We start from the raw sequence: 26773 nt of genomic DNA, 5'->3' as shown, positions 1-26773 counted from the left end.
CCTTTATGTGCGATCTCCTGGCCTGAGTGAGCCTATAACCAGTATTATTTGGCTTATGGCTTCTTCGGGGGCTAAAAAGGCCTTAAATCACTGTGTATCGTAAAACTCCATGATCCGTATTACTGAATTGCGTCTACCTATTGACCATGCTCCAGAAGCTGTGTTGCAGGCGATTCTGAAACGCTTGGGTTTAAACGCCAAAGATTTAATGGGCTTTGAGGTTTTCAAGCGAAGTTACGATGCCCGAAAAAACGTTGCCTTATCTTTTATCTACACCGTAGATTTATCGGTCAAGAATGAAGATGATCTGCTGAAGAAATTCGCGGGCGATATTCATATTAGGCCATCGCCAGACACAAGCTACCACTTTGTAGCAAAAGCACCTGACTCTATCCAATCTGGAAAAGTACTACGTCCAGTCGTTATTGGTTTTGGCCCTTGCGGAATTTTTGCTGCCTTGGTGTTGGCACAAATGGGCTTTAAGCCAATTGTTTTGGAGCGCGGTAAGAAAGTGCGTGAACGCACTCAAGATACTTGGGGCTTATGGCGTAAAAATACACTTAATCCAGAATCGAATGTTCAGTTTGGCGAGGGTGGAGCGGGTACGTTTTCAGACGGCAAGTTGTATAGCCAAATCAAAGACCCCAAGTTTTACGGACGCAAAGTCATTCATGAGTTTGTGAAAGCTGGGGCACCAGAAGAAATTACCTATGTAGCCAAGCCGCACATCGGCACCTTCCGCTTGGTTGGTGTGGTGGAAAAGATGCGCCAAGAAATCATTGAGCTAGGCGGTGAGATACGGTTTACTCAAAAGGTGGTTGGCTTTGATATTCAGAATGAGCAAATCACTGGAGTCAAAATAGAAGGGCAGCCAGACTTACCCGCTAGCCATGTCATCTTGGCTTTAGGGCATAGCGCAAGGGACACCTTTGAAGCGCTGCACCATGCTGGGGTCTATATGGAAGCCAAACCATTTTCGGTAGGATTTCGTATTGAACATCCCCAGTCGCTGATTGATCGAGCGCGTCTCGGTCCACATGCAGGTAATGAGCTCATTGGTGCCGCGGATTACAAGTTAGTGCATCACGCTAAAAATGGCCGCTCGGTCTATAGCTTTTGCATGTGCCCTGGTGGCACTGTCGTGGCTGCGACATCAGAGCCCAACCGAGTTGTTACGAATGGTATGAGTCAATACTCGCGCAATGAACGTAATGCCAATGCTGGCATCGTGGTGGGCATTACTCCAGAAGATTATCCGGGTGGTCCGCTTGCGGGTATTGAGTTTCAGAGGGCGATCGAGTCCAAAGCATTTGAATTAGGCGGCGGCACTTATGAGGCGCCGGGTCAGCTCATAGGTGATTTTTTAGAGGGTAAGCCTTCTACTGAATTCGGTAGTGTTTTGCCTTCATATAAGCCAGGTGTTCACCTAACGGATCTTGCTGACAGCTTACCCGCCTATGCTATCGAGGCCATTCGAGAAGCAATACCAGCATTTGAGAAGCAAATTAAAGGCTTCTCCATGAAAGATGCCGTCTTAACTGGGGTTGAGACGCGCACATCCTCGCCATTGAGAATTACACGCGGCACCAACTATCAAAGTCTCAACGTCAAGGGGCTTTATCCAGCAGGCGAGGGCGCAGGTTATGCGGGAGGAATCTTGTCTGCAGGTGTCGATGGGATTAAAGTAGCAGAAGCAGTAGCGCTAGACTATTTAGCAAAGTAACTTTCACATAAGCCTTCTATGACCTCTGTAGCAAATTCATCAACAGCACAAGAAAAAGATGTCTTATTTCATCCTGAGCTGCTGAAAAAGTTTGATATCAATGGTCCACGCTATACGTCTTATCCCAGTGCCGATCGTTTTCATAATGATTTTTCTGAAGCAGATTATTTGGCGGCTCTAGAGCGAGTGGCTAAAGTGGATGAGCCCCTTTCACTTTATTTCCATTTACCGTTCTGCCCCAATATTTGTTACTACTGTGGCTGCAACAAAATCATCACCAAAGATCATGGGCGTAGCGCCAAATATATTAAGTACCTCGCTAAGGAAATGGCGATGGTCACTAAGGCGATGGGTATACATAAGAAGATTTCCATTACGCAATTACATTGGGGTGGCGGCACACCTACCTTCTTATCTCACGAAGAGATGATCGAGCTCATGCATCACACCCGTGAGCATTTTGATTTATTGCCTGGCGGTGAATATTCCATTGAGATCGATCCTAGACGCGTTACTGAAAAAGATATCGCACTCTTGGCGGAGTTGGGCTTTAATCGCATCAGTTTGGGTGTGCAGGATTTCAATCTCACTGTGCAAGAGGCAGTCCATCGCGTGCAAACGATTGAAGAGACCCAGGCAGTCATGGACTGGTCCCGAAAGTATGGGTTTAAATCAAGAAGCGTTGATTTAATCTATGGGCTTCCAAAGCAAACGCCAGCCACCTTTAAAGAAACTGTAGATGCAGTATTAGCAATGAATCCTGATCGTCTATCGGTCTATAACTATGCCCATCTGCCACATATCTTTAAGCCACAACGCCGGATAGCTGAAGCAGATTTACCGCCCGCCGCTGATAAGTTGGATATTCTTTCCAATACGATCGAGCGCCTCGGTGAGGCTGGCTATGTCTTTATTGGGATGGACCATTTTTCTAAACCCGATGACGAATTAGCGATTGCTCAAACAGAGGGCAAACTCCATCGAAATTTCCAAGGTTATTCGACACAAGCTGAGTGCGATCTACTGGCCTTTGGTATTTCTTCTATTGGCAAGGTAGATGATTGTTACTCCCAGAATGTGCGAACCTTGGATGAGTATTACGAGGCGCTAGATCAAGGACACTTGCCAGTACTGAGAGGTTTGCGTCTTGATCAGGACGATCTGTTACGTCGAGAGTTGATCGGCGAATTGATGTGTCAATTCGAATTAGATACAAAGTCTTTTGCTCAATCACATCAGATTGATTTCCAGGCTTACTTTAAAGCTGAGATTGAAGAGTTAAAACACCTTCGAGATGCAGGCCTTTTAGATTGGCAGGGTGAAACAATCTTAGTACCCACGAAGGGTCGCCTCTTAGCGCGCCGAGTTGCCATGACCTTTGATCGACATCTCAGAGAGTCTCAAGCAAAAGGTACTTACTCCAAGGTTTTATAGGGTAATTCACTAGTCATTTGATCTAGATCAAATAAGCTCTAAAACAGTGTTGCTTTTAAGCACTCAAAAAATTCTCAAGTACTTTCCATTTGATTTACATCAAATTCCCGTATGGGTATCAATTTGAAAATAGTTTCATCGAAATTGATAACAAAAAGGGAAACCATCATGCGTATTAAGTCACTCGTAGCAGCCATGGCTGCAGTTGCATCTTTAGCCCCAATCGCGGCTCAAGCTCAAGCGGAAGAAAATCCTTGGATGTTGCGTGTGCGCGCAGTATATGTAGACTGGCAAAATGGTCAGGCAAACGGTTCTTCTACAGCTGCAGGCGTACAAACCAATAACATTAATGCTTCAAATCAATGGCTTCCTGAATTTGATGTTTCTTATTTCTTCACTAAAAATATTGCAACAGAATTAGTGTTGAGCTATCCCCAGCCTGTGAATATTAATTCCAATTTGACATCAGGCCCTACAGGTACGGTTAATGCGTTGCCACCATCGCTCTTACTGCAATATCACTTCACTGACTTAGGTGCTTTTAAGCCTTACATTGGTGCAGGTATCAACTACACTATTTTCGGAAATCGTAATAATTTCTCGCTTGGTGGCGTGAATAATGCTCTTACAGTTAGTCAAAATAGCGTTGGATTTGTCGGTCAAATCGGCGCAGATTATATGATTGACAAAAATTGGGGTGTAAACGTTGATTTGAAATACGCCACAATGAGTACTACTGTTACTGGTCAAAATGTTGCGCCAGGTCAAGACCTCGGTAAATTGACTTTGAATCCATTAATGCCAGCTATTGGTGTGACTTACAAGTTTTAAGGATTCAGTTCTTAGATCTTGAGATAGGGCCCTTCAGGGGCCCTATTTTTTTATCGAATGATTCTTAAATTAAATCTTGAATAAGCTTCTCAAAAGCAGTTTCATCAAAGAATCGATTATTGAATCGATGTAATAAAGAGTGGGTAGGTGGCTCTGTTCTGCGCTTGGCATATTGATCCCAGTGGGCTATTTTCCATTCGTCCCGAGGATCGGCGCGCTTCTTCATTCGTTGTTTGGCTTCAGCCTCATCCAAATCAATCCAGGCAATTTGAATGGTGGTTTGTGGCGGCACACCAAGCGCAACTGCATCAAACATTCTGCCGCTCTGAATCTCTTTTGAAAACGGCCCAACTAAGATGACATTGACACCCAGTATTAAGTTCTCTCTAGCAATATCAATGAGTCCTTGGTATTCCCAATCTCGTAAGTTTGCAAGGTAGTAGGGGCTATCACGATCATTTGGGTTTTGAGTAGTGAGCTTCATGACCTGGGCGCTAAAGGCGCCGTATGCTGTGTCTTTGTCTAGAAAGAAGAAATCCTCCCCAGTCTTTTCAATAATCAAAGGCAACGCTTTTTTGGCCAAAGTAGATTTGCCAGTCCCCGCATGACCAGCGAATAGGATGAGACGGGGCGCGGAAGGGGTTAATTTGCAGACCATATGGAGCTAGTCTCGCAGAAATCGGGGGAAATATCTCGTGTTTTGGGGAAGTGACGATAATGTCGCCATGGCTTTAATCGTACTCACTGATGCAAAACTGGCTTTTGGCCACGTTGACCTCCTCGCAAACACGGCTTTTTCTCTGGAATCAGGGGAGCGTGTTGGCTTAATTGGCCGAAATGGCACTGGCAAATCTTCTTTGTTGAAGATCTTGGCCGGTATCGAAAAAATGGATGATGGACTCCTGCAGTATCAACAGGGTCTACGCATTGCATATGTTCCTCAGGAACCTATTTTTGAGGCTGAAGAAACGGTGTTTGATGCGGTATCCAAAGGCGTGGCGCAAGCAAAAGCCCTGCGAGAAGAGTATGAGGCACTGAGCGTTGGCGAATGGGATGATGCATCTCATCACCGGTTAGATGAAGTGCAGTCTCAATTGGAAGCACTGAGTGGTTGGAATTGGGAGCAGCGCGTTCATGAAACTTTAGATCGTCTTCATCTAGAAGCTGAGCTCAAAATCAATACACTTTCCGGCGGCACGAAGAAGCGGGTAGCCTTAGCACGTGCTTTAGTAGAGATGCCTGACGTACTCTTATTAGATGAGCCAACCAACCATTTGGATTTAGATTCAATAGCATGGTTGGAGGAGTTGCTTAAGGAATATCAAGGCTCTGTCATTTTGATTACCCATGATCGCGCCTTCTTAGACAACGTCTGCACACAAATTGTTGAGCTTGATCGCGGTATTCTGCGAAGCTATCCCGGAAACTTCACTCAATATGAGGTTTTAAAAGAACAAGAGCTCAATGCGGAGACTTTAGCAAATGCTCGGGCAGATAAATTACTGGCTCAAGAAGAGGTTTGGATCCGCAAAGGGGTGGAGGCGCGCCGTACTCGAAGCGTAGCCCGTATTGCTCGCCTTGAAAAGTTGCGCACCAGTCGTGCTGAGCGTCGAGATGCTATGGGGCAGGTGAAGTTGGCGGTATCTGCTGGTGATCGTAGTGGCAAAATTGTGGCTGACCTACAAAATGTCAGCAAAACTTACGATCGTCCAATCGTGAAAGATTTCACGGCAACTATTTTGCGTGGCGATAAGGTTGGCTTGTTAGGCCCCAATGGCGCTGGTAAGACTACTTTACTTAAATTGATTCTAGGAACCATTGCACCTGACTCGGGTACTGCAACCATGGGAACCCGAATTGAAGTTGCCTATTTTGATCAAATGCGTGAAGGCTTAGATCTCAATGCTTCACTAGAGGATTACATCAGTCCAGGTAGCGAGTGGATTGAAATCAATGGCAATAAAAAGCACGTCAAGAGTTACTTGAGTGATTTCTTATTTGCGCCAGAGAGAACCAATTCACCAGTAAGCACCTTATCTGGTGGTGAGCGTAACCGTCTATTGCTGGCCCGCTTGTTTGCTAGACCAGCTAATGTATTGGTTCTAGACGAGCCAACCAACGACTTAGATATTGATACCTTAGATTTACTTGAGCAACTCTTACAAGATTACAAAGGTACTGTCTTCTTAGTTAGCCATGATCGTTATTTCTTGGATAACGTAGTGACGAGCATTATTGCGAATGAGGGCGATGGCTTCTGGCGCGAATATGAAGGTGGTTACGAGGACTGGAAGATTCAAAAAGCCCGTTCAGACAAGATCCGCGCATCTAATACAAACTCTAAGTCAACAGAGAAGGTAGAGAGCAAAGTAGAGGCCAGGGCAGAGCCTAAAGTAGACACTAAGCCAGCGCCAAAAAGCGGCGTTCAAAAACTCAATGGCAAAGAGCGTCAAGAGTTAGAGGCATTACCTTTGCAAATTGAAGAATTGGAAACAGAGCAGGCAGATATTGGTATTGCTATGAGCAATCCAGATTTATATAAGAACGAACCTGAGCTGGCAGCCAGCATGCAAGCTCGTTTGAGTGAAATTACTGCTGATTTAGATCAGAAGCTGCAGCGTTGGGAGCAACTTTTAAGTCGCTCCGAATCCTAGGCTATCACTAGCTTAGAGTCTTACTTTAAACGCGCGCGCAGTTGAGCAATTTCATCAAGCAGGTCGAGCGCCAGGGCGACACCAGGCACATTCAACTCTAGATCGTGTGTGAGATGCGCTGCAGTTTTGGCCCTTCTCAATGAGTCACCGCTGAAGCGCCAATCTTCAGGTGAGGATCCTGCTGGACTTAGTACACCTTCAGAAACCCAGGTCATGATGAGATCTTCTGGTGTGCGCGATGCGTGTGAGAGCTCAACAATCGTCATGTGAACTTCGTTCTCAACTACTTCACCTTCAATCCAAGTGATATTTGTTTGCGTCATATCCATCATCCCTTCAAGTGAGATCTGGGGTTGAAATCAAAAGCCTTCTCAAAGTTTTGGTAGGCCTCTTTCTGAGCATCGGTTTGTGCTGGTGGCAGGGCAATGCTAGGAACCACATATAAATCACCCGGCTCAGAGCTAGGGATGCCTTTGCCTTTGAGGCGCATCTTGCGACCTGCTACTGTTCCTGCTGGGATTTTTAATTCCAGAGTGCTGCCTGCTGGTGTAGGCACATTGACTGTCGTACCTAAAGCAGCTTCCCATGGGGCCAGTGGAATATCAATAAATACATCCTTACCTTCTACGCGGTAGATAGCGTTTGGATGAAAGTCGATTTCCAAATAGAGATCGCCAGCAGGTCCTTCGCCCATGCCAGGGCCGCCTTGGCCGGAAAGACGTAGGTTTTGTCCGGCCTTGATACCTTTAGGGATGCTGACGTCTAGCTTGCGCTCTTGGGTGCTGACATGACCACTCGCATCTTGTGTAGGCATATGCAATGCAATGGTGCGCTTAGCGCCGTTGTATGCGTCTGCGAGATCAATCAAAATTTTGGCGTGATGATCTTGCCCTTTAAAGTTCATGCCCTGACGACTGTTGCTACTGCGTCCACCTTGGCGATGCTTACCTCTACCAAAAAGAGATTCAAAGAATTCACTTTGATCACCCTCGAAGCCGCCACCATAGCCAGGATGACCGCCACCAAAGCCAGCATCAGAATATTCAAAACCTTCATTCCAATTAGGAGGGGGTGTGAAGTCTTGACCGTTTTTCCAATTCTCGCCAAAGCGATCATAGGCCGCACGTTTTTCGGTGTCCTTTAAAACGGCGTAGGCTTCACCGATTTGTTTGAACTGTTCTTCAGCTCCAGCTTCTTTGTTGACGTCTGGATGATATTTGCGCGCTAGTTTGCGATAAGCTGATTTGATTTCAGCTTCGGTAGCGCTGCGAGCAACGCCAAGAGTTTCGTAGTAATCCCTAAATTTCATAAGCTTGTTTCAGTGTCGTTTCTATCTGGGTTGAGCTAATAGGATTTATTCTACAGTTCTCTTAGCTCATTACCCCAATTTGCCAGGGAACAAATTCATAGTCGCCCAGGCCAAGAAGCTCACTCTTAGAGGGTTCACCTGAGGCGGTCCTGAGGAATAACTCAAATATCCGTCGCCCCATTTCCTGGACGGAGACGGTGCCGTCCAAAATCTCCCCGCAGTTGATATCCATATCCTCGGTGAGGCGCTGATACATCGGGGTATTGGTGGCTAATTTGATGCAGGGTGCAGGCTTAGAGCCAAACATAGACCCGCGACCTGTAGTGAAGGCAATCAGGTTAGCGCCGCCAGCAATTTGCCCAGTCGCAGAAACTGGGTCAAATCCAGGGGTATCCATAAATACGAAGCCTTTAGCTTTGACTGGTTCAGCATACTTATAGACTTCCATCAGCGGACCGGTACCGCCCTTCATAGATGAGCCTAGTGATTTTTCAAAGATATTGGCTAAACCGCCAATTTGGTTGCCTGGACTTACTTGTCCATTAATTTGTACGTCTCTACCAACAGAGTACTCATCTTTCCACCAGCGAATTCGTTGAATCAGTTTTTCGCCTACAGCTTTGCTAACTGCACGGCGGGTGAGGGTATGTTCAACGCCATAAATTTCTGGCGTCTCCGAAAGAATTCCAGTGCCACCATGACGGGACAAAATATCAATCGCAGCACCTAAAGCTGGGTTAGCTGTGATGGAAGAAAAGCCATCCGAGCCGCCACATTGCAGACCAACGCATAAATGACTTGCGGATACAGTCTCACGCTTGGCTTTATTTGCCTCAGGTAGTAATGCTTTTACTGCTTCAATGCCGGCTTCGATCGTTTTGCGAGTGCCGCCTGTTTCTTGCATGATAAAAGTGTGCAAGTTAGCATTCTCAGTAAGGTCTTCTTGCTCCATCAAGCCTTTCAGTTGATTGCGTTCACAGCCAAGACCTACGATGAGTGCCGCAGCTAGGTTAGGGTGCCGTGCATACCCGGCCATCGTGCGGCGTAGAAGTTCCATAGGCTCGCCACTCATCTCCATGCCGCAGCCAATATCATGACTAAAAGCCACCACACCATCTACGTTGGGAAACTCTTTGAGGCGCTCTGGTGTAAACCAATCTGCAATTTTGTTCACAACTGTTGCTGAGCAATTAACGGTAGAAAGAATGCCGATGAAATTGCGCGTTCCTACTTTGCCATTGGGTCTGACATAGCCTTGAAAAGTAGCGCGTTCAGATTCGGGCAAGAGAGTTGTAGGCTTGTATTCGCTGGCGTAAGCATAGTCACGATCAAACTCACGAAACTCAGTGTTGTGGCTATGAACCATAGTACCGGCTTCAATATCGGTATTAGCAAATCCTACGGTGACGTTGTACTTGAGAATGGGTTCACCCTTCAGTATTTTCTGAGAGGCGATTTTGTAACCTGCTGGCACTTGGCTGCGGCTTGTGAAGTTCTCGCTAGGTACCTCGGTACCAATGCCAATATCTACTCGCGCAACGACAATATTGTCATTGGGATGTAGGCGAATAATGGGGCCAGCCAGTTTCTTTCCAGAGGTTTCAATCATGATCTATAAGCTTTTCAATAGGATGAGCTGATCGTATGACGAAGTAGTCAGATATTTAATGACTCAAGTCAAATATCAGCACTTCTGCATCAACACCATCACTGATTACCAGGGAAGATTCATTCTCAATAAACAGGGCATCGCCACCGACTAATTTTTGACCATTAATGGTGAGCATTCCGCGGATGAGATGAGCGTAAGATTTTCTCTTGGGATCTAGTTTGAGTGTTGCTGATTGAGGGCCATTGAAAAGTCCCGCATAGATGGTGGCATCTGCATGAAGTTTCACGGCGCCATCATTTCCGGTGGGGGAGGCGATGATGCGAAGCTTGCCCTCTTTTTCAATTGCTGGAATTGTTTTTTGTTCATAGCTAGGCTCAATCTCAGAAACATTGGGTTCTATCCAGATTTGCAAAAAATGGGTAGTTTGATCTTTGGCGTGATTGAATTCGCTATGGGTTACTCCGCTGCCAGCACTCATGCGCTGAACATCACCTGGAGGTATGGACTCAATATTGCCCATGCTGTCCTGATGCGCCAATTCTCCCGAAAGAACATAACTAATAATTTCCATATTGCGATGGCCGTGTTTACCAAAGCCCATTCCGGCTGCAACACGATCCTCATTAATCACGCGCAAGTTTCCCCAGCCCATAAAGCGAGGGTCATGGTAGCCAGCGAATGAAAAGGAGTGAAAGCTTTTAAGCCAGCCGTGGTCTGCATAGCCACGATCTTGGGATTTTCTGAGATTTATCATGGTTTTAGGGTATCCAAAAGCAAATTGAAAGAATCTGTATAAGGACATTATCATTAGCTTTAATGAATTTTGCTGATCGGTAGCGCATGGGAAGTTTTAAACAAGACATTAGGGAAACATTTTTAGGTCTTTCTGAGAGCGCTCAGGAGAAGTGGAGTGACTTCACCCAATTCTTACAAGAGGCTTGGCCACTATTACTTCTCTTACTAGCAATATTGATGGGTATCTGGTTGTATGCTGATCCTCCGCCGCCCAATCATGTTCAATTGGCTACAGGATCTGCCGGCGGATCCTATGAGGCCTTAGGCAAAAAGTACCAAGAATATTTTGCAAAGAAGGGCGTCACTCTGGAGCTTGTGCCGACCTTAGGGGCGCAAGAAAATATTGAACGCTTAGCGGATCGCAATGATCCTGTTCAGGCTGCCTTTGTGCAAGCAGGGGTGGCTCATGCTAAAGAAGTTAAGGGAGTCCAATCACTAGGAGCAATCGCCTACGATCCAGTATGGTTTTTTTATCGTGGCCCAGAAGTGAAGAATAGCGATCTAGAGGCGCACAGAGGAAATTTCAAATATTTCTCGTCTAAGACTCTATCTATTGGCGTGAAGGGTAGTGGCACTTACGCACAAGCTTCTAAGATTTTGAAAATATCAGGATTTGAGCACCTCCCACAGTTCGTGTATTTACCTGGAGGAGAAGCAGTTAAGGCTCTACAAGCAGGAAAAATTGACGGTGCTTTTATCGTTGATGCTTTTGAAGCTCCAAATGTACAGGCGCTACTTAATGACCCATCTGTGCATATTGTCACCTTTAAGCGCGCTGAGGCCTATGTCAAACTCATTCCCTATCTTCATATTTTGGACGTACCTCAGGGATCTTTTAATCTAGAACGTAATTTCCCCCCGCAGGATATGAAGTTACTTGCTACCACTACTAATCTATTGGTAGATGATCGGATGCATCCAGCGATTCAATTCCTCTTTCTGGAGGCTGCTAGAGAAATTAATGGTCGTGGCTCATTTTTCTCAGAGCGCGGAGAATTTCCTTCGTTCAAGGATTCGATATTGCCCGATAGTCCTATAGCAGTACATTACGAAAATAATCATTACCCATTGTTGTCGACCTACGTGCCGTTTTGGTTGGCTGAACTGATTAATCGACTAGTCTTTATTCTGTTGCCATTTTGTGCTCTTGCGTACCCGATCCTGCAATCGCTGCCTGGATATCGTACGAAGCGGATGCAAAACAAGATTCATCGTTTATATGGTGCCCTCAAAGCCTTGGAGCAAGAGTTGCTTGATGGTTTTAATGATGAGCAGCGCGATGAATATCTGCAAAGACTGAACTTACTTGAGTACCAGGCACTCAGAATCAAAATCTCGAAACGTATGTCAAGCGACTACTACACCTTGCGTACCAGCATTGATTACGTGCGCAATTGCTTGAATAGGGGCGAACATCCCTATGGTTACGAGGATTTAGGTGGCAATAACGATCCTATTTAGGCTCATAGGTATGTTTCGATATAGCTTGGGTATATGATCTATAGAAATAAAAAATTACATAAACTATGAGACCATACGATCACCCCTCCAGAGCGTTATTGCATGAAGAGGTTCATGCGCGACCTCCCATTCCATTGTGGCCAAATGAGAGGGTGATTTCTCAATCCTTCTTATTGGATGCCACTTCTCGTCAACAGCAGATAGCATGGGTACAAAAACTCAGTAGCGCCTTGGGATGCACTCCCAGTCGTGATGACCACTCTTTTATGACGCTCCATTTAGCGCCAGAGCCCGAAAGAGTATTGGTAAAGTGGGAGTTGCATGGTGAATTCGCGACCATTGCAGTGATTGTTCATAATCAGACTAAGGTTAAGGGGCCCTTGCTCAAGTCAAGATTAGAAATTGAGCGGGATCTCGATTTACTCTTTAAAAATTTGGGATGTCCGACTATTTCTGAGTCTGGTGGCCAACGAATTTCTGCCTTAGATTTGGTTTTTGAACATCGCCCTTTATTTGCTGAGGCGCTAGAAGTTTCTGAAATCTTTAGCGGTAACACTGTACTGGGTAGTTACATTCTGTCGAGCAAAAAAGCGCAGTTATGGACTGACTTGCAGCTAGAGCAGGACGGCTTTATTTCCTTCTTTATTCCGCATGATGTATTAGGTTCAAGACAATTAGGTCGTATAGCCAGAGGTTTAGCAGAGGCTGAAACCTATCGCATGGTTGCCATGGTTTCATTCCCTGTGGCTAAAAGTCTTTCTCTACCACTAAGAGAGGCGGAGTCCGAGTTAGCCGCTTTATCTGAAAAAATCTCTCAGCTACAGGCTGAGTCTGGCGTTAATACCGAAAAAGATGGCTTATTTCTAGAGGAGCTCTCCCGACTGGCTTCCCGCATTGAGCAATGGATCTCGGGATATGGGCTGCGCTTTACTGCTGCTGAGGCTTATAGCCAATTACTCTCAAAAAATTTACTTGAGCTAAATGAGGCATCCATTCCTGGGGTGCAAACATTATCTGAGTTTATGGATCGACGTTTCCAACCTGCAATGGGTACTTGCATTTGGACTCAAAGACGTTTGCGCGAATTGTCGGACCGTATTTCTAGAACAACCCAAACTCTGAGAACTCGTATTGAGTTTGTTAATGAGCAGCAGACACAAAAATTACTGGCTAGTATGGATCAGCGCGCTAGACTGCAGCTCAGACTTCAGGAAACAGTGGAGAGCTTGTCGGTGCTGGTGTTGACTTACTATGCTGTCGGTTTATTGGTTTACATCATGAAGGGTGGAAAAGAAGTAGGTCTTGCTATTCATCCTGAGATTGTTGCCGCTATAGCTGCTCCTATCATCGCTATTACATTCTTAATTATTAGTCGGCGTAGACGGCGTAGGCTGAAAGTTTAAATGCGCTGACGAAATAAAAAAGAGACCCGAAGGTCTCTTTTTTATTGACTGCAAAGGTTATTAACCTAAGCTATCAGCCCAGATATTGTGCGCCCAACCCCAAGCATAAACGCCTTCTAATGTTGAAGGTGCCGGAGAAAGACCTCCAGACCCTGGGACTGTTTTAAAGGTCTTCTCAGCTGCGTTGTATTGGTGGACGCTGGCAACGTGAACCACTTCCTTGGAATTCACAAAGCTGTAGCAAGTATTGGTTAACACTGGCGCAGGGTTCACTTCCCAACCACTGAGTTCTGCCACGATCGCTGCAGCAGCTACTTTGGCATGTTGGTTCGCCATATGACCAGACTTTGGCATGAGTGGCGCAATCTGAATAGCGTCGCCTAAGACGTGAATATCTTTACGCGCAGTAGATTCAAAATTGAGGAAGTTCACATTAGCCCAGCGACCATTAGAGTTTGCTAAGCCAGTTTTGATGGCGATTTCACCAGCGGCCATTTGTGGCAAGACATTAAGTACATCCGCCTTCACATCATCCTCAACTTCGAGTTTGAGTGTTCTGGTTTTGGCATCTACGCCAACCACATTGCTCTTTGGTCGGTACTCAATGATTCCAGCGTACTGCTCAGCCCAAACTTTTTTGAACAAGGCGCCCTTAGAGGTAACGTCTTGGTTAGCATCCAAAATGAGCACCTTGCCTCGAGGGTTGTTCTGCTTAAGGTAGTTGGCAACTTGGCAAGCGCGCTCGTACGGTCCAGGAGGGCAGCGATACGGGGCTTCTGGAATGCTAATAGCAAAAGTACCGCCTTCACGCATTGCTGCAATTTGCTTATGAAGTGCGACTGTTTCTGGACCGGCTTTCCAAGCTTGCAGAGTGACACCATCTTTATTCGCTTGAGCAAGGCCTTCAATACTTTTGAAGTTGAGTGATACACCTGGAGATACCACAGCTTTGTCGTAGCGTAATGTCTTACCAGAAGCCAGTTTTACGATTTTCTTATCTGGATCAATGCTGCTCACGCTATCTTGAATAATCTTGATGCCATGACGCTTGCTGAGTGTGTCATATGGTGAGGTGATTTCAGCCAGAGTGCGTGAACCACCAATCACTAGGTTGGACATTGGGCAAGAAATGAAAGAGGTATTAGGCTCAATTAATGTGACCTTAGCTGTGTTGTTAGAAAACAGGCGAAGATATTTAGCGGCAGTAGCACCGCCATATCCGCCACCAATCACCAGAATTTCTGCTTTTTGTAAATTAGCACGCGCTTGTCCAGAGAAGCCAGCCAATAAGCCAATTGCTGCTGCGCCTTGGCCAATAAAGTGTCTACGATCCATGATGGGCTTCCTTATTATTTCTTGCCAAGTTGATTGGCGATGGTTTCGAGTTGCTCGTCGGTATAGCCTTTAGCTAACTGCGGCATGATGGTACCTTCACGTGTGCCAGACTTAAATGCTTTCATTTGAGTCAGAATTTGTTCGCTAGTGAGGTTGTTAATTAGCGGCATTCCGCCGTCAACGACACCCTTGCCATCGGTTCCATGGCAATTGGCGCAGGTGGCTGCAAGGCCACGTTTATATAGATTGCTGGCATCGGCATTCTGCGCAAGGGCAGCGCCACTCCAATGGCTAATGCCAATATAAATAGATGCTAGGATTGCGGGTTTTAAATACCTTGCTCGCATATAGTAGTTCTCCGTTCGGATTATTTCTAAGTAATAAATTGCAAATTCGTTTGTAGGTATCTTAATCAAGAAACTCTTGTAAATGGATATTCACATCAGATTCGTTTTTCATAAGCTCATTCAAAAATACAGGCATCAGCAGTTTTATAGGGCTTTCCTATAAGCCCTATAAACTATAGCTATGCGTGCCTCATTTTCATACCGTTCTGCCGTATTAATCCTGCTTTTAGGTGTATTTACCTATCTTTACGGCTTAGATAGTCGTTTTGCCCCTAAAAATGGTGACGAATATCCCTACATGCATATTGTGCGGATGACAGCTGATGCGGGCCATTGGTTACCGCTGCAGTCTGAAATGGACGGCATTAAAAATACTAAGCCCCCACTCATTTTTTGGCAGGGGATTGTCAGTACCTATTGGGCATCTGATTGGACTTTAGCTAATTTGCGTTGGCCTAGCGTTTTATATACCGGCTTAACTGCTTTCTTCCTGTTTTTGGCAGTGCGTCGGTTTAGTGGCAAAACACAAACGGGATTATTGGCCTCAATCGTTTGGCTCTCTTTTTTTGCGACGTATCGCTATGGCCGCCCATTCCTAGCTGACCCGCCTGAAGTATTTTGGATATCGCTCCCATTTTTGGCAATCTTATATTGGGGTAAGAGCACTTTTGAATCGAGATTCTTTTTTCCGCTGATGGCGGGGGTGTGTTTTGGTTTGGCATTATTTGCAAAGTCGTTTGCGTATATTGTTCCTGCTTCATTTGCCATGGGTCTTTACTACTGGCGTTGGCGGCAGTGGAGTATTCCTCAAGTATTAATACGAGATCTCTATAAGTTAATCCTCATGGCTGTACTTGCCTTGGGAGTATTCGCCTTATGGTTTGCCCTGGACTCATACCCTGAGGCGATCTGGAAGGAGTTTGTCCTTGGAGAAAACGCAGGCAAGTTTGCTGCCCGTCAATCGAGCTACATCATGGATTTACTTCGTGGTGGCGACAGCATCTGGTTGCTATTACTGACTACTATTGCAAATGCTGGTTTATTCAGCTTTGTTCTGATATCTACTTTGATGCAATGCTGGCGTACGCGTCGTTTTCTCAGTCTGGAAGAAGTTCTCTTGTTGTTATTGGTTGTGGCATTCTTGATTGTGTTTAGTTTGCCTAGTCAGCGCTCAGGTCGCTATCTCCTGCCTGTGATGCCAGCATTCGCTGCATTGATTGCTTTGTATTGGGATAAGTTGCCCTTGTGGGGATTTCGGATTGCCTTGCTCTTGCAATTGCTGGTGATATCACTTTTGCTCTGGATTGGTGGCAATCTGCAGTTTTCCAATTTCATGGGTGATGCAGGTCAGTGGACTTACTCCTATTCCCATTGGATTTTGATGGCAGCGAGTTTGCTGGCAATATTGGTTGGTTTGTTTAAATGTAGCCAAACTAAAACACTGGCATTGGCCGCCTGTTTTCTAGTCTATTGCGCGTTGACCAGTAGTCTTGCTCCCTTAGAGGGGCGTCTAGGGCGCTATTCCACTGAGACCATCGCCCAGTTACAAGGCAAGGATGTTTGGATTCCTTGTGATTACCGCGCCAAGGACGAAGAGTACCGTCTGCTCTTGCCAGGCGCTAAATTGCATGGCTACTTAGCCAAAGATGCTGGAGATGTTTCAGGCCTATCCGCCGCTTATCCTCTGGTTGCGGTACAGTCGCCTCTTGGTATTGCGCCTACGCTATGTGAATCCTGTCAGATTGTTGGGAAGCGAATGGAGATGAGGGCGCGCCACTCTAACGAAGAGATTGCAGAGATGTTGGCTGGAAATATTGGTAAACATCTGTTTGTAAATGAGTATTTAATTGCCACTCCAGCTGCTATGCCAGATGTATCAAATTTGAAGGATGTTTGTAGATGAGTCGGATTGTTGCACTCTGTTTTTTGTTGCTTGCCGCTGTCTTGGGCTTTCTGCATATTGATAGTCGACCTGTATGGACACCTTTTGCACTGCCCTCTGTTTCTCCAGTGGAAGATCAGGTGGATGAGCCTGTAGTAAGTAAAAATAAAGCTCTGCCTAAGGTTGTTATCCCAACGCCCCAATCTAACTGGTTACCAGACACTGGTGCTCCATCGGTGCATGCAGCATCCCTGATTGCCTTGAAGGATGGCGCGGTTCGGGCATTTTGGTTTGCAGGTAGTCGTGAAGGCGCTGCAGATGTTTCGATTTATAGCTCGGTATACGACTCGCATTCTGCCAATTGGAGTGCGCCTACGGTTGTAATGGATCGCATCAGTGCGGAGAAGGGTCTATCACGCTATATCGCCAAACTCGGCAATCCTGTGCCGAGTAGATTGGCGGATGGACGTCTCCAATTGTTCTTCGTGACGGTTTCGATTGGCGGGTGGGCTGGTAGCTCTATCTCGGCAATCACATCTGATGACGAGGGATTGACATGGAGTAATCCACAGCGCCTGATTAGCTCACCCTTATTGAACTTAAGTACGCTTGTGAAATCCCCGAGCATCTCATTCACTGATGGATTGTTGGGTGTACCTGCTTATCACGAGTGGATAGGGCGCTTTGGGGAGTTTTTAAGAATCGATGCCGGTCAGGTGATTGATAAGCGTCGTATGAGCTCTGGTCGCAGTGCAATTCAGCCGCTGGTGTTTGTGAGCGACGCTCAAGATGCTAGCGCCTATTTTCGACAAGCTCGCAGCGCAGGCCTGCCAAAGCAAATACCAGTGAGTAAGACGCAAAATGCTGGCCAAACCTGGCAATGGTCTGAGGATTTAGCAATCGCCAATCCAAATTCTGCGGTTGCTGGAGTAGCTCTGAAGAGTGGCGCTCGTATCCTGGCTTTAAATAATATTGAAACTGGTCGCCATCGATTGGTTTTGATGATGAGCAACCCACAGTCAGGGCAGTGGCAAGTCATTGAGGTGCTGGAGGACGACGAGTCCTTAGCGGATGCGCAGCGAAAAGAATTTTCCTATCCATACTTAATTACCGTTAATGGCGACGACGCCCATTTGGTTTATACCTGGGATCGTAAAAAAATTCGCCATCGTTATTTTTCTGCTGCTTGGTTAAAGCATGCTTTCAGCAAGATTGAGTCACAGGATCTAGAAACTAAAGGCCAGGAGGTTCAGCAATGAATTCATTAATGCAAATCTTGGCTTTGATTGAGCTATCCATCACAACCTCAGTTATTTGTATTTGGGCATTGCAAAAATTCTCCCCAAATCCTTTTCCATTCGCCGTAAAGCTTTTCTTGGTTCTATTAATCGGCAATGTAGTGTTCTGGCCGCTAGGTCTAGGTATGGAATTACCTCTAGTGGCCTACGTTCGTGGCGTTACTGGTGATCTGAGTATCGTTTTAACTTTACTGCTATGGAGTTCTTTGCTGCCTTCAAGCAAACCAACACCCATCGCCTTTAAATTCGCGATTGCCATCATCGCAATTGGTTTTTATCCATTTGCGCTAGGTTTAGGAATGCTTGACCCCTACGCATGGGGCTATGGATCAATGGCATTCTTATTAGCAGTGCTTGTATTTGCGGTGGTTTGTGCTTTGGCCAATTGCACCAAGGGCGTGTGGATTATTGCGATAGCCATCATTGCTTGGGCGGCTCATTGGCATGAGTCCACCAACCTTTGGGATTATTTGCTTGATCCGTTCTTAGCTATTTGGGCGCTAGTTGCCTTTATTGGAATGCTTTATAGAATGCGCCGCGATAAAGCCCGCTCTGGATATTTATTTAGACCGGGTTAATAATCATTGAAACGCAAAGTAGTGATTTGAGATGAGTAAAGCGATCTATTTATTGAGGTCAATGCTGAGGCAGATATGAAACAGACAAGTCAACAAAGTATTCCCGTATTGGGTAAATCAGCAAGATTCCTCGCCATATTAACAATTGCTTGTGGGTCCCTTCTCAACGGGTGTGTGATGAACCCCGGCCCATATCAATCCAGTGGATCCTATTACCCTCAGTCTTATGAGCAGAGTCAAGGCTATGCTCAAGATACAAGCTATAACGCTGGCCCACAAACCATTTCTTCAGAGCAATTGCAGTCATTGGTCTCAACCATAGCGCTATACCCCGATTCATTGCTCTCGCTGATGCTCCTGGCCTCAACCTATCCACTAGAAGTAGCAGAAGCCTATAACTGGCGAACCGACAATGCTGAGCTAAAGGGTGATGACCTACAAAATGCACTGAAGGCGCAATCTTGGAACGACAGCGTGAAATCTCTCATGTCGTTTCCAAAAGCATTCAACATGATGGGCAGAAAATTACAGTGGACCCAGAATCTGGGGAATGCTTATAAGCTTCAAGCCGCAGACACCATGAAGGCAGTGCAAGCCCTCAGAAAAATGGCTGTAAAGGCTGGCACCCTGAAATCTAATCAGCAAATTACTGTCACTACTGATGCAGATGGCAATGTTTTGATTAGCCCAGCCAATACAAAAGTGGTTTATATCCCAAGCTATAACCCCACAGTGGTTTATGGGCCATGGCCTTATCCAGACTATCCGCCATACCCCATCTATGACCCAGCCTGGGGTTTGATGACTTTTGGTTTGGGTTTTATGATCGGCAATGATTTTTGGACTTACCCCAATTGGAATAACGGCACGATTAACTCTACGACCATCAATCCATCCGGGCGCGTACCTTCTCGACCAATTATCGGACCGGCAAATATTGCCAACCAGCAACGTTTGCTAAACGATTGGAAAAATAATGCAACTCCAGGGGAGAGGGCAGCGGCTAGAGCCGATGGTCAGCGCGTCAATAACGCTTTTCAGAGAGACGCGACTCCTGAAGAAAGAAATCAAGCGGCACGTCTAAACCAAGAAGCGCGTAATGATGCTCAGATGGATAGAGCGAACCCAAATATGTATCGCGAGGCAGCTCAAGAGAACGCGCTGCGGGATCAAGCGCGCTTTGATGGCAATCAAGATCATTCACGCAACTTTGGCGCTAGTCGTCCAGGAGGATTTGGCGGTGGGGGCGGTGGCCATATGGGTGGATTTGGCGGTGGCCATATGGGTGGCTTTAGACGTTAATCTATTTTTAGAGAAATGAATCATGAAAACTTTAGCTGTCACATTCCTATTTATTGCATCCACTCTTTCTGTTGCGCCTAGTGCATTTGCGCAAAAAGATCTCCCAGCAGATGATGCTAGTACCGCTGCATTTGTTGAGCTCTGCAAAAACCCTAATGATGAGCAGGGCCGCAGTTTTTGTTTTGGTTTCGGGGAGGGTGTATATCAAGGTTACTTGGCGAATCGCCCTGTGGATGCGAAGTTAGCTGTCTGCTTTACAAATAAGAGCGAGACCCGCAGTGTGATCCTGCAAAAGTTCTTGGTGTGGACTAAGGCAAACCCTCAGTTCAATCAAGATCGCGCAGCCAAAACCTTAATGCGCTTCTTTACTGATCAGTACCCATGTAAATAAGTATTCAGCTCAATAAAAAAGCCAGCATTGCGCTGGCTTTTTTATTTATTGCAGTTAATGCTTAGTCTGGAATATTCGCTTTACGAATGACTGGACCCCAAACGTTGATCTCTTTATCGAGATGATCTTTTAATCCTTTGGCAGAAACCTTCTCTGCTGGAACGATATCAATATTGGCATCTTCCAAGCGCTTCTTCACATCAGGATTGTTCAATGCTTTCTTCAGAGCAGCATTGATCTTATCCAGAATTGGTTGTGGAGTTCCTTTTGGAGCATATACACCGTGCCAAACTTTAACTTCGAAGCCTTTGAGACCTTGTTCGTTCAAAGTTGGAACGTTTGGAATAGCTGGCAAACGTTTCATGGTGGTTGTGCCATATGCCTTCACACGACCATCCTTGATGTAAGGAATAGTCTGCGTTGTTTGGTCACACAAGAGGTCAACTTGACCGCCCAATAGGTCTGTTAACGCAGGGCCAGTTCCTTTGTAAGGAATGTTGGTTAGTTTCACGCCCAAACGGCTTTGGAACAAGAGGCCGCAAAGTTGTGACACAGCGCCAGGGCCAGCGTTAGCCATTGTGACTTTAGAACCATTAGCGCGGATGTAGGCTTCAAGTTCTTTAAAGTTGTTTGCTGGCAAATCTTTTTTACCCAACAACACCATTGGTACGTCAGCAACTTGGCCGATGTATTCAAAGCTAGTCATAGGATCGTATGGGAGCTTGTCATACAAAGCTTGCGCAGTAGCCATGCCCATGTGATGAATATAGATGGTGTAGCCATCTGGTGCAGCGCGCGCTACCTTAGTAGAAGCGATTGTGCCGCCAGCACCTGGAACGTTCTCAACAACCACAGTTTGACCAAGGGCTTGACCCATTGGTACGGCGATCAAGCGGGCGATAGAGTCGGTAGGGCCGCCAGCAGCAAAGGGAACGACCAACTGAATGGATTTAGTAGGCCAGTCTTTTTGCGCAACAGCGCTAGTGCTTAGAAATGCGCCAGCAGTTAATGCTGCAGCAATTCCTGAAAATAAAAATTTCTTCACTTTCAATTTGATCTCCATGTTGTTGTTATGTGTGTCAATTTTGCCAGTTTTAAAGCCTATTTGTGTTGAAAGACCCTAGTGTTTACCAGTAATTGCCAGGGCTCTTTGGGCTAATAACACTACTGGCCTGTCAATCATGCGGCCATCCAATTTCACGGCACCCCCCTTGGAGGCTTGATCTGCTTCAATTACCCGTTGGGCCCATGCCAACTCTTCTTCGGTAGGCGTAAATGCTGCAATGACGATTCCTACCTGTTTGGGATGAATGCAGAGCTTTCCACCAAAACCCATGCGTTTTGCGCGTTCTGCATCTTCTGCAATGCGCTCAACATCATCGGTAGAGGGCGTAACCCCATCAATTGGAGGGGCAATTTGTGCCAGGCGAGAGGCTAAAACGATTTGGTAGCGAGCAGTTTGCAGTTCAGTCTCTTGACGGTCGCAAACCATCCCAAGATCAGCTTGTAAATCTAGGTTACCTAAAGCAAGTCGAATAACCTGATTAGAGTTAGCGATTTCTTTGAGTTGATCCAAGCCAATTGCAGTCTCAATCATCGGGATGATTGCTGTATTGGGAAGTATCAAAGCAGCGCCATTAATTTGATCGAGTGATTCGCTTTTGGGAATGAGTAGGCAGGCAACCTGAAGTTCTTGAGCCAAGATTAAATCAGCGGAATAGAACTTGCTGCCGGGAGAGTTCGTACGAATCACCAATCTTTTCTTTTGCTCAGCACTAAAGCTTGGCCAGGCAGCGCGGATAGCATCCCGTGCGCTAACTTTATCTTCCTCAGCAACGGCATCCTCAAGATCCAGTACGACGCCGCTAGCACCGCTATCAAGGGCTTTTGCAAAGCGTTCAGGGCGAGTACCTGGGACGAATAGAAAGTTGGTGCTATAGCCTAATGGTGTATCAAGTGGATTCATAAAGAGGTATGCGCTTAATTCGAGGGAAGTAGAGAGCCTATCTTGGCTTGTTTGCGGATATTCCACAAGAGATCAATTGCTTTATTCATATCGGCTGGGTTAGCGCCACCGCTGAAGGCTGCTAGACGCATCGCTTTGTCGGTAATTTCTGCGCGAGACAGGGTGTTGCCAGGATCACCCTTAGGTTCGTCTACGCGTCCATCCAAGACTTGCCCGTTATTTAAATGCACTTTGACTTTGCCGATCCAGCGTTGTGGATAAGCGCCATCGACTTCAGGATCTAAGGTCATAGAAACGCGCTCGCGGAATGCGCAGATCTCATCATCATGAAAGTGCTTGTCGAACTCTTGAAGGCCGGCAAATTGATAGTGAGCAACTAAAGCCAAGACTGTGCCCATAGAAAACTTCGATTGATGGACGGTGGCCGGATCAGTGACTGGACCTAAAACATCAACAGCGCCCTGATGAACTAAAGTTTCCACTTTGGCGATATCGTTGGGCGTTAACTTATTCGTTAGCATCACTTGCAACAAAGCATCAGCAGCAGGGTGGGTATGGCGACATGAGGCGTAATACTTAAAACTGGTTTCCGCTAAAGCCCAGCGACTACCCAAACGATCTACGAGCTTACTTGGATCGCTATCGCTAGACATGCCAGCTGCAAGACCTTGCTTGCCTTCCAGAATATGCTGCGCACCTGTAAAACCAGCTTGTGCAATATAAGCAGACATCAAGCCGGTAGATGCGGCATGTGCAGTATGGAGTTGCTTTGAGTCGGCCGCATCGCGCAGAAATTCCCAAAGACCAGCTGACTGTGTGCCCGCTGAACCAAAGGCGTTGAGCATTTGCTCTGGAGACAATTTCAGAAGTCTTCCAACTGCTGCAGCCGCCGCTAGAGTGCCAGCGGTGCCAGTAGTGTGAAACACTTTGTAATGAGAGCGACCTAGAAATTCGCCAACACGGATACCTACTTCATAGCCCGCTACTGCAGCAACCAATAATTCTTCTCCAGAGGAGCCCAGCGCTTGTGCGCAAGCCAGTGCAGGAGGAAAGACTACTGTCGCCGGATGAAAGACGGAGCCATTATGAACATCGTCTTGCTCTGCTACATGTGATGCAGCAGCATTTGCCATTGCCGCCAAAAAGGGGCTGGAGGTTTTGCGTGAAACCAGAATCTCAGATGGGCCAGCGTGTGCCGCATCAAACCCACCCATGTTCTGCGCAAATTGGGTAATAAGCTCAACCGGGCGTGAGCCTTTGCCGGCGATAGCAGAACCAAACCAATCTACCAATAAATCTTCGGCACGGTTCATGACATCGTTAGGGATGTCTGCAGCCTTGAGATTTGCTGCAAAGCTGGCGAGCTCACGAGAGAGGTGTTGAGTAGTCATAAATAAATAGTGTTTGATTAAGCTAGTACGGCAGTGGCTTGCATCGTGAGCCAACCTTCATGATCTTGCGCCCAAATCGAAATCGTTTTTCCGCTGGGATCTTTTTCCAAATCTGGCTTGGCATTCACTTTAAAAATATTGATGTCAAAAGTCGGGCGAATCGCGCGGAACTCAAAACTCTTGAGCTTGCAGCCGGGAATGCTTTGACGCACTAGATCTACTAGCAAGGTTGCAATCAAAGGCCCATGCACAATTAAGCCGGGATAGCCTTCTACCTCGGTAACGTACTTACGATCGTAGTGAATGCGGTGACCATTAAAGGTTAATGCTGAGTAGCGAAAGAGCAGCACATCATCCGGCGTAATTGTTTTACTCCATTGAGCATCTGTTGGAGCAGGGGTGGGAGCAACAGGTTTGTCGTCTGGTCCAGGAGCATCGCGATACACGATGTCATGTTCTTCTATGATTGCTAAGCCATTTTGATTGGAGATTTTGTGATTGACCAAAACGAAAATCAAATCACCAGTGCGACCAGCCTTGTGAGTTACTGATTCGATCGTAGAAACTCGTTCAATTTCATCGCCAACAGCTAATGGTTTTAGCCATTCAATTCGGCTACCTGCCCACATGCGGCGTGGCAATGGAACGGGAGGTAAAAAACCACCGCGCTTTGGATGACCATCAGGGCCAATTTCAGATTCACGTGCATGCGGTAGAAAGTACAGCCAGTGCCATAGCTCAGGTAAAAACGTGCCTTTACTTGGCGCAGGATCTTCCCGGTCTAAAGTGGCTGAGAGGGCACGCACCGGCGCTGCAGTGACTGTGTCTTGTAATGACTCTGTTTTACCGAGCCATTCTTGAAGGTGGGTGATGGTTTGAGGTTCGATTCGCATAACTTCCATTATGCCAATCTTAGGGAAAAACTCACCCTAGCAAGATAGAGATGCAATAGAAGAGTAATCCAGCTAAGGCTGAGCCACCCAAGACTGTCAGAACACCCTTTTGAAATTTAAACAAGGCCAATCCCGCTAGGGCGCAGATGATGATGGAGATCCAGGAGATAGATCCCCCAAAACCTCTAGGCAGGAAGACATGGTAAGCAAAAAATAGCCCAAGATTAGCGATGACGCCAACAACTGCTGCGGTGATAGCAGTCAGTGGAGCTGTAAACCCAAGCTTGCCATGGGTTGACTCAATTAGTGGGCCGCCAACCAAGATAAAAAAGAAGGAAGGTAAGAAAGTAAACCAAGTGGCAACGCATGCGCCCAGTACACCAAACCAAAAAGGACTGCTAGCGCCAATCAAGTGTTGAATATGCCCTGCAAGGTAACCAACAAAAGCAACCACCATGATGAGTGGCCCTGGTGTTGTTTCACCAAGAGCTAAGCCATCAATCATTTGATTCGCACTGAGCCAATGGAAGTGATCAACAGCGCCTTGATAAACATAAGGAAGAACCGCATACGCACCACCAAAGGTAAGGAAGGCGGCTTTGGTAAAGAACCAGGCTATCTGTGGATATAAAGTCTTCCAACCAAAAAGTACAATCAATGCACCCATTGGTAGCAGCCAAAAACCTAGAGCAATTACAGAATGGCGAATTGTTTTTTGATAGCTAAATTGAGCGTGAAGAGGGGTGGGGGTGTGATCGCCAATGACCGCGCTGCCAAGCCCGCTAGATTCTTTGCTGCCATGACTATTTTTTTGCTGAAAATATTCTGGATAGCGTTTGCCACCCCAGTAACCAATGGCAGCAGCAATGGCTACGATGATTGGAAAGGCAAGATTTAAAATAAAGATTGCTAGGAAAGAACCTAAAGCAATCCATTGCAGCGCCTGATTATGAATCGTGCGCTTACCGATGCGCACTGCAGCATGCAATACGATCGCAGTGACTGCAGGTTTGATACCAAAAAAGATGGCGGCAATCCATGGGACCTGTCCATAAGTTAAATACACCCAGGACAAGCCAATCAAAATGAAAAGTGATGGCAATACAAAAAGTGTTCCCGCTAGAATGCCACCCCAACTACGGTGCATTAGCCAGCCAATGTAGGTAACTAGTTGCTGAGCTTCGGGCCCAGGAAGAAGCATGCAATAGTTCAGTGCATGTAAAAAGCGCCGCTCAGAAATCCAGCGACGCTTTTCAACTAACTCTTGGTGCAGAACAGCGATTTGCCCTGCCGGCCCACCAAAACTAATGAAGCCAAGCTTAGCCCAAAATTTCAGGGCCTCGCGCAGTGGAACACTCAAACTTCATCCATTCCGCCAACCACTTGGCTAAAGCCGTTATCAACATAGATGATTTCAGCAGTAATGCCATTTGCTAAATCAGACAACAAAAATGCTGCAGTGTTGCCTACATCATCAATGGTGACGTTACGACGTAATGGCGCAGTTTGTTCAACCGCTTCCAAGATCTTGCTAAAGCCTTTGATGCCAGAGGCTGCCAAGGTTTTAATCGGGCCGGCAGAAATACCGTTGGCACGAATACCTTTAGGGCCCACTGAACCAGCGAGATAGCGTACAGAAGCCTCAAGAGATGCTTTTGCTAAGCCCATAGTGTTGTAGTTGGGAACATTTTTCATTGAGCCCAAGTACGTTAGGGTGAGTAACGAGGATTTGTCGCGCAACATTGGCAAAGCTTCTTTTGCCATTGCTGGGAAGCTATATGCTGAAATGTCGTGAGCAATCTTGAAGCCTTCACGAGAGAGACCATCCAAGAAATCACCAGCAATTGCTTCGCGCGGTGCAAAGCCAATAGCGTGAACAAAGCCGTCAAACTGCGGCCAGGATTTAGCTAAATCCTTAAAAAGGGCGCTAATTTGCTCGTCGCTGCCCACATCACAGTCAAAAATCAGATCGGTATTGAATTCTTTTGCAAAATCAACGATGCGGTCCTTAAAGCGCTCACCCACGTAGGTAAAGGCTAGTTCAGCACCTTCGCGGTGGCAGGCCTTGGCAATGCCATAGGCAATGGAGCGGTTGGAGAGGAGGCCGGTAATGAGGATTTTTTTGCCGGAGAGAAAGCCCATGTTGTGTCCTTTGCTTCAAATATGAT

At 46.4% G+C, this 26773-nt stretch carries 24 protein-coding genes; 11 read left to right on the top strand and 13 right to left on the bottom strand.

Going from position 1 to position 26773, the window contains the following annotated elements; translation table 11 throughout:
* Nucleotides 1–109: 109 nt before the first annotated feature.
* The 3 genes from PKF022_RS06020 to PKF022_RS06010 all read left to right on the top strand — a co-directional run bounded on the left by PKF022_RS06020 (nucleotide 110) and on the right by PKF022_RS06010 (nucleotide 3988).
* A complete protein-coding gene (locus PKF022_RS06020) occupies nucleotides 110–1723 on the top strand; it encodes an NAD(P)/FAD-dependent oxidoreductase (protein WP_281776207.1) in 1614 nt (537 codons plus the stop codon).
* Nucleotides 1724–1741: 18 nt separating this feature from the next.
* Entirely contained in the window at nucleotides 1742–3157 is a 1416-nt protein-coding gene (gene hemN, locus PKF022_RS06015; RefSeq protein ID WP_281776206.1) for an oxygen-independent coproporphyrinogen III oxidase, read from the top strand.
* Nucleotides 3158–3325: 168 nt separating this feature from the next.
* Nucleotides 3326–3988 (top strand): OmpW family outer membrane protein, encoded by a 663-nt coding sequence (locus PKF022_RS06010; RefSeq protein WP_281776205.1) that lies wholly within the window; start codon nucleotides 3326–3328, stop codon nucleotides 3986–3988.
* A gap of 64 nt (nucleotides 3989–4052) precedes the next feature.
* On the opposite strand, the gene PKF022_RS06005 is transcribed toward PKF022_RS06010, so the two are convergent.
* Nucleotides 4053–4646, bottom strand: coding sequence for an ATP-binding protein (locus tag PKF022_RS06005; RefSeq protein ID WP_281776204.1), 594 nt, complete (start codon nucleotides 4644–4646; stop codon nucleotides 4053–4055).
* 67 nt (nucleotides 4647–4713) lie between these two features.
* Between PKF022_RS06005 and PKF022_RS06000 the strand changes: the two genes are divergently transcribed.
* Nucleotides 4714–6642 (top strand): ATP-binding cassette domain-containing protein, encoded by a 1929-nt coding sequence (locus PKF022_RS06000; protein WP_281776203.1) that lies wholly within the window; start codon nucleotides 4714–4716, stop codon nucleotides 6640–6642.
* A gap of 20 nt (nucleotides 6643–6662) precedes the next feature.
* Here PKF022_RS06000 and PKF022_RS05995 read toward each other — a convergent pair whose 3' ends face one another.
* The 4 genes from PKF022_RS05995 to PKF022_RS05980 all read right to left on the bottom strand — a co-directional run bounded on the left by PKF022_RS05995 (nucleotide 6663) and on the right by PKF022_RS05980 (nucleotide 10317).
* Nucleotides 6663–6965, bottom strand: coding sequence for a chaperone modulator CbpM (locus tag PKF022_RS05995; protein WP_215346654.1), 303 nt, complete (start codon nucleotides 6963–6965; stop codon nucleotides 6663–6665).
* Between the two features lie 5 nt (nucleotides 6966–6970).
* Nucleotides 6971–7951, bottom strand: coding sequence for a DnaJ C-terminal domain-containing protein (locus tag PKF022_RS05990; RefSeq protein WP_281776202.1), 981 nt, complete (start codon nucleotides 7949–7951; stop codon nucleotides 6971–6973).
* Nucleotides 7952–8012: 61 nt separating this feature from the next.
* Nucleotides 8013–9560, bottom strand: a complete 1548-nt coding sequence (locus tag PKF022_RS05985; protein WP_281776201.1) for an altronate dehydratase family protein — start codon at nucleotides 9558–9560, stop codon at nucleotides 8013–8015.
* 55 nt (nucleotides 9561–9615) lie between these two features.
* On the bottom strand, nucleotides 9616–10317 hold the full coding sequence (locus PKF022_RS05980) for a pirin family protein (RefSeq protein WP_281776200.1): 702 nt from the start codon (nucleotides 10315–10317) through the stop codon (nucleotides 9616–9618).
* 86 nt (nucleotides 10318–10403) lie between these two features.
* Between PKF022_RS05980 and PKF022_RS05975 the strand changes: the two genes are divergently transcribed.
* Together PKF022_RS05975 and PKF022_RS05970 are read left to right on the top strand one after the other, a co-directional pair.
* A complete protein-coding gene (locus tag PKF022_RS05975; RefSeq protein WP_281776199.1) occupies nucleotides 10404–11819 on the top strand; it encodes a TAXI family TRAP transporter solute-binding subunit in 1416 nt (471 codons plus the stop codon).
* 65 nt (nucleotides 11820–11884) lie between these two features.
* Nucleotides 11885–13222, top strand: coding sequence for a DUF3422 domain-containing protein (locus PKF022_RS05970; protein WP_281776198.1), 1338 nt, complete (start codon nucleotides 11885–11887; stop codon nucleotides 13220–13222).
* Between the two features lie 60 nt (nucleotides 13223–13282).
* Here the strand turns inward: PKF022_RS05970 and PKF022_RS05965 are convergent, their stop codons facing one another.
* On the bottom strand, nucleotides 13283–14557 hold the full coding sequence (locus PKF022_RS05965; RefSeq protein WP_281776197.1) for an NAD(P)/FAD-dependent oxidoreductase: 1275 nt from the start codon (nucleotides 14555–14557) through the stop codon (nucleotides 13283–13285).
* Between the two features lie 14 nt (nucleotides 14558–14571).
* On the bottom strand, nucleotides 14572–14904 hold the full coding sequence (locus PKF022_RS05960) for a c-type cytochrome (RefSeq protein ID WP_281776196.1): 333 nt from the start codon (nucleotides 14902–14904) through the stop codon (nucleotides 14572–14574).
* A gap of 181 nt (nucleotides 14905–15085) precedes the next feature.
* Here PKF022_RS05960 and PKF022_RS05955 point away from each other — a divergent pair, with 181 nt between their 5' ends.
* The 5 genes from PKF022_RS05955 (at nucleotide 15086) to PKF022_RS05935 (ending at nucleotide 20355) form a co-directional block, all read left to right on the top strand.
* Nucleotides 15086–16807, top strand: coding sequence for a phospholipid carrier-dependent glycosyltransferase (locus PKF022_RS05955; protein WP_281776195.1), 1722 nt, complete (start codon nucleotides 15086–15088; stop codon nucleotides 16805–16807).
* Nucleotides 16804–18045: a sialidase family protein gene (locus tag PKF022_RS05950; protein WP_281776194.1), complete on the top strand. Its 1242-nt coding sequence runs from the start codon at nucleotides 16804–16806 to the stop codon at nucleotides 18043–18045. Before PKF022_RS05955 ends, PKF022_RS05950 begins: the two co-directional genes overlap by 4 nt.
* On the top strand, nucleotides 18042–18662 hold the full coding sequence (locus tag PKF022_RS05945) for a hypothetical protein (RefSeq protein ID WP_281776193.1): 621 nt from the start codon (nucleotides 18042–18044) through the stop codon (nucleotides 18660–18662). Before PKF022_RS05950 ends, PKF022_RS05945 begins: the two co-directional genes overlap by 4 nt.
* 75 nt (nucleotides 18663–18737) lie before the next feature.
* Entirely contained in the window at nucleotides 18738–19964 is a 1227-nt protein-coding gene (locus PKF022_RS05940; protein ID WP_281776192.1) for a DUF3300 domain-containing protein, read from the top strand.
* Between the two features lie 22 nt (nucleotides 19965–19986).
* Nucleotides 19987–20355 carry a Rap1a/Tai family immunity protein gene (locus PKF022_RS05935; RefSeq protein WP_281776191.1) on the top strand — a complete coding sequence of 123 codons (369 nt, stop codon included), beginning with the start codon at nucleotides 19987–19989 and terminating at the stop codon, nucleotides 20353–20355.
* Nucleotides 20356–20416: 61 nt separating this feature from the next.
* On the opposite strand, the gene PKF022_RS05930 is transcribed toward PKF022_RS05935, so the two are convergent.
* From PKF022_RS05930 to fabI, 6 genes are read right to left on the bottom strand one after another with little or no spacing between them, the layout of a single operon-like run.
* The gene (locus tag PKF022_RS05930; RefSeq protein ID WP_281776190.1) at nucleotides 20417–21418 is read right to left on the bottom strand and encodes a tripartite tricarboxylate transporter substrate-binding protein; all 1002 of its coding nucleotides are present in this window, start codon (nucleotides 21416–21418) and stop codon (nucleotides 20417–20419) included.
* A 57-nt stretch (nucleotides 21419–21475) separates the two neighbouring features.
* A complete protein-coding gene (locus PKF022_RS05925) occupies nucleotides 21476–22321 on the bottom strand; it encodes a CoA ester lyase (protein ID WP_281776189.1) in 846 nt (281 codons plus the stop codon).
* A 14-nt stretch (nucleotides 22322–22335) separates the two neighbouring features.
* On the bottom strand, nucleotides 22336–23712 hold the full coding sequence (locus PKF022_RS05920) for an MmgE/PrpD family protein (RefSeq protein ID WP_281776188.1): 1377 nt from the start codon (nucleotides 23710–23712) through the stop codon (nucleotides 22336–22338).
* Between the two features lie 17 nt (nucleotides 23713–23729).
* Entirely contained in the window at nucleotides 23730–24614 is an 885-nt protein-coding gene (locus PKF022_RS05915; protein WP_281776187.1) for a MaoC family dehydratase N-terminal domain-containing protein, read from the bottom strand.
* Nucleotides 24615–24636: 22 nt separating this feature from the next.
* Nucleotides 24637–25965 (bottom strand): chromate efflux transporter, encoded by a 1329-nt coding sequence (gene chrA, locus PKF022_RS05910; RefSeq protein ID WP_281776186.1) that lies wholly within the window; start codon nucleotides 25963–25965, stop codon nucleotides 24637–24639.
* Complete coding sequence (gene fabI, locus PKF022_RS05905; RefSeq protein WP_068323402.1) at nucleotides 25962–26747, bottom strand: enoyl-ACP reductase FabI; 786 nt, start codon at nucleotides 26745–26747, stop codon at nucleotides 25962–25964. Before fabI ends, chrA begins: the two co-directional genes overlap by 4 nt.
* Between the last annotated feature and the right edge of the window lie 26 nt (nucleotides 26748–26773).

The organism is Polynucleobacter sp. KF022 (assembly GCF_027924105.1).
Taxonomy (GTDB): Bacteria; Pseudomonadota; Gammaproteobacteria; order Burkholderiales; family Burkholderiaceae; genus Polynucleobacter.
This window is presented reverse-complemented; position numbering and strand designations above follow the sequence as displayed.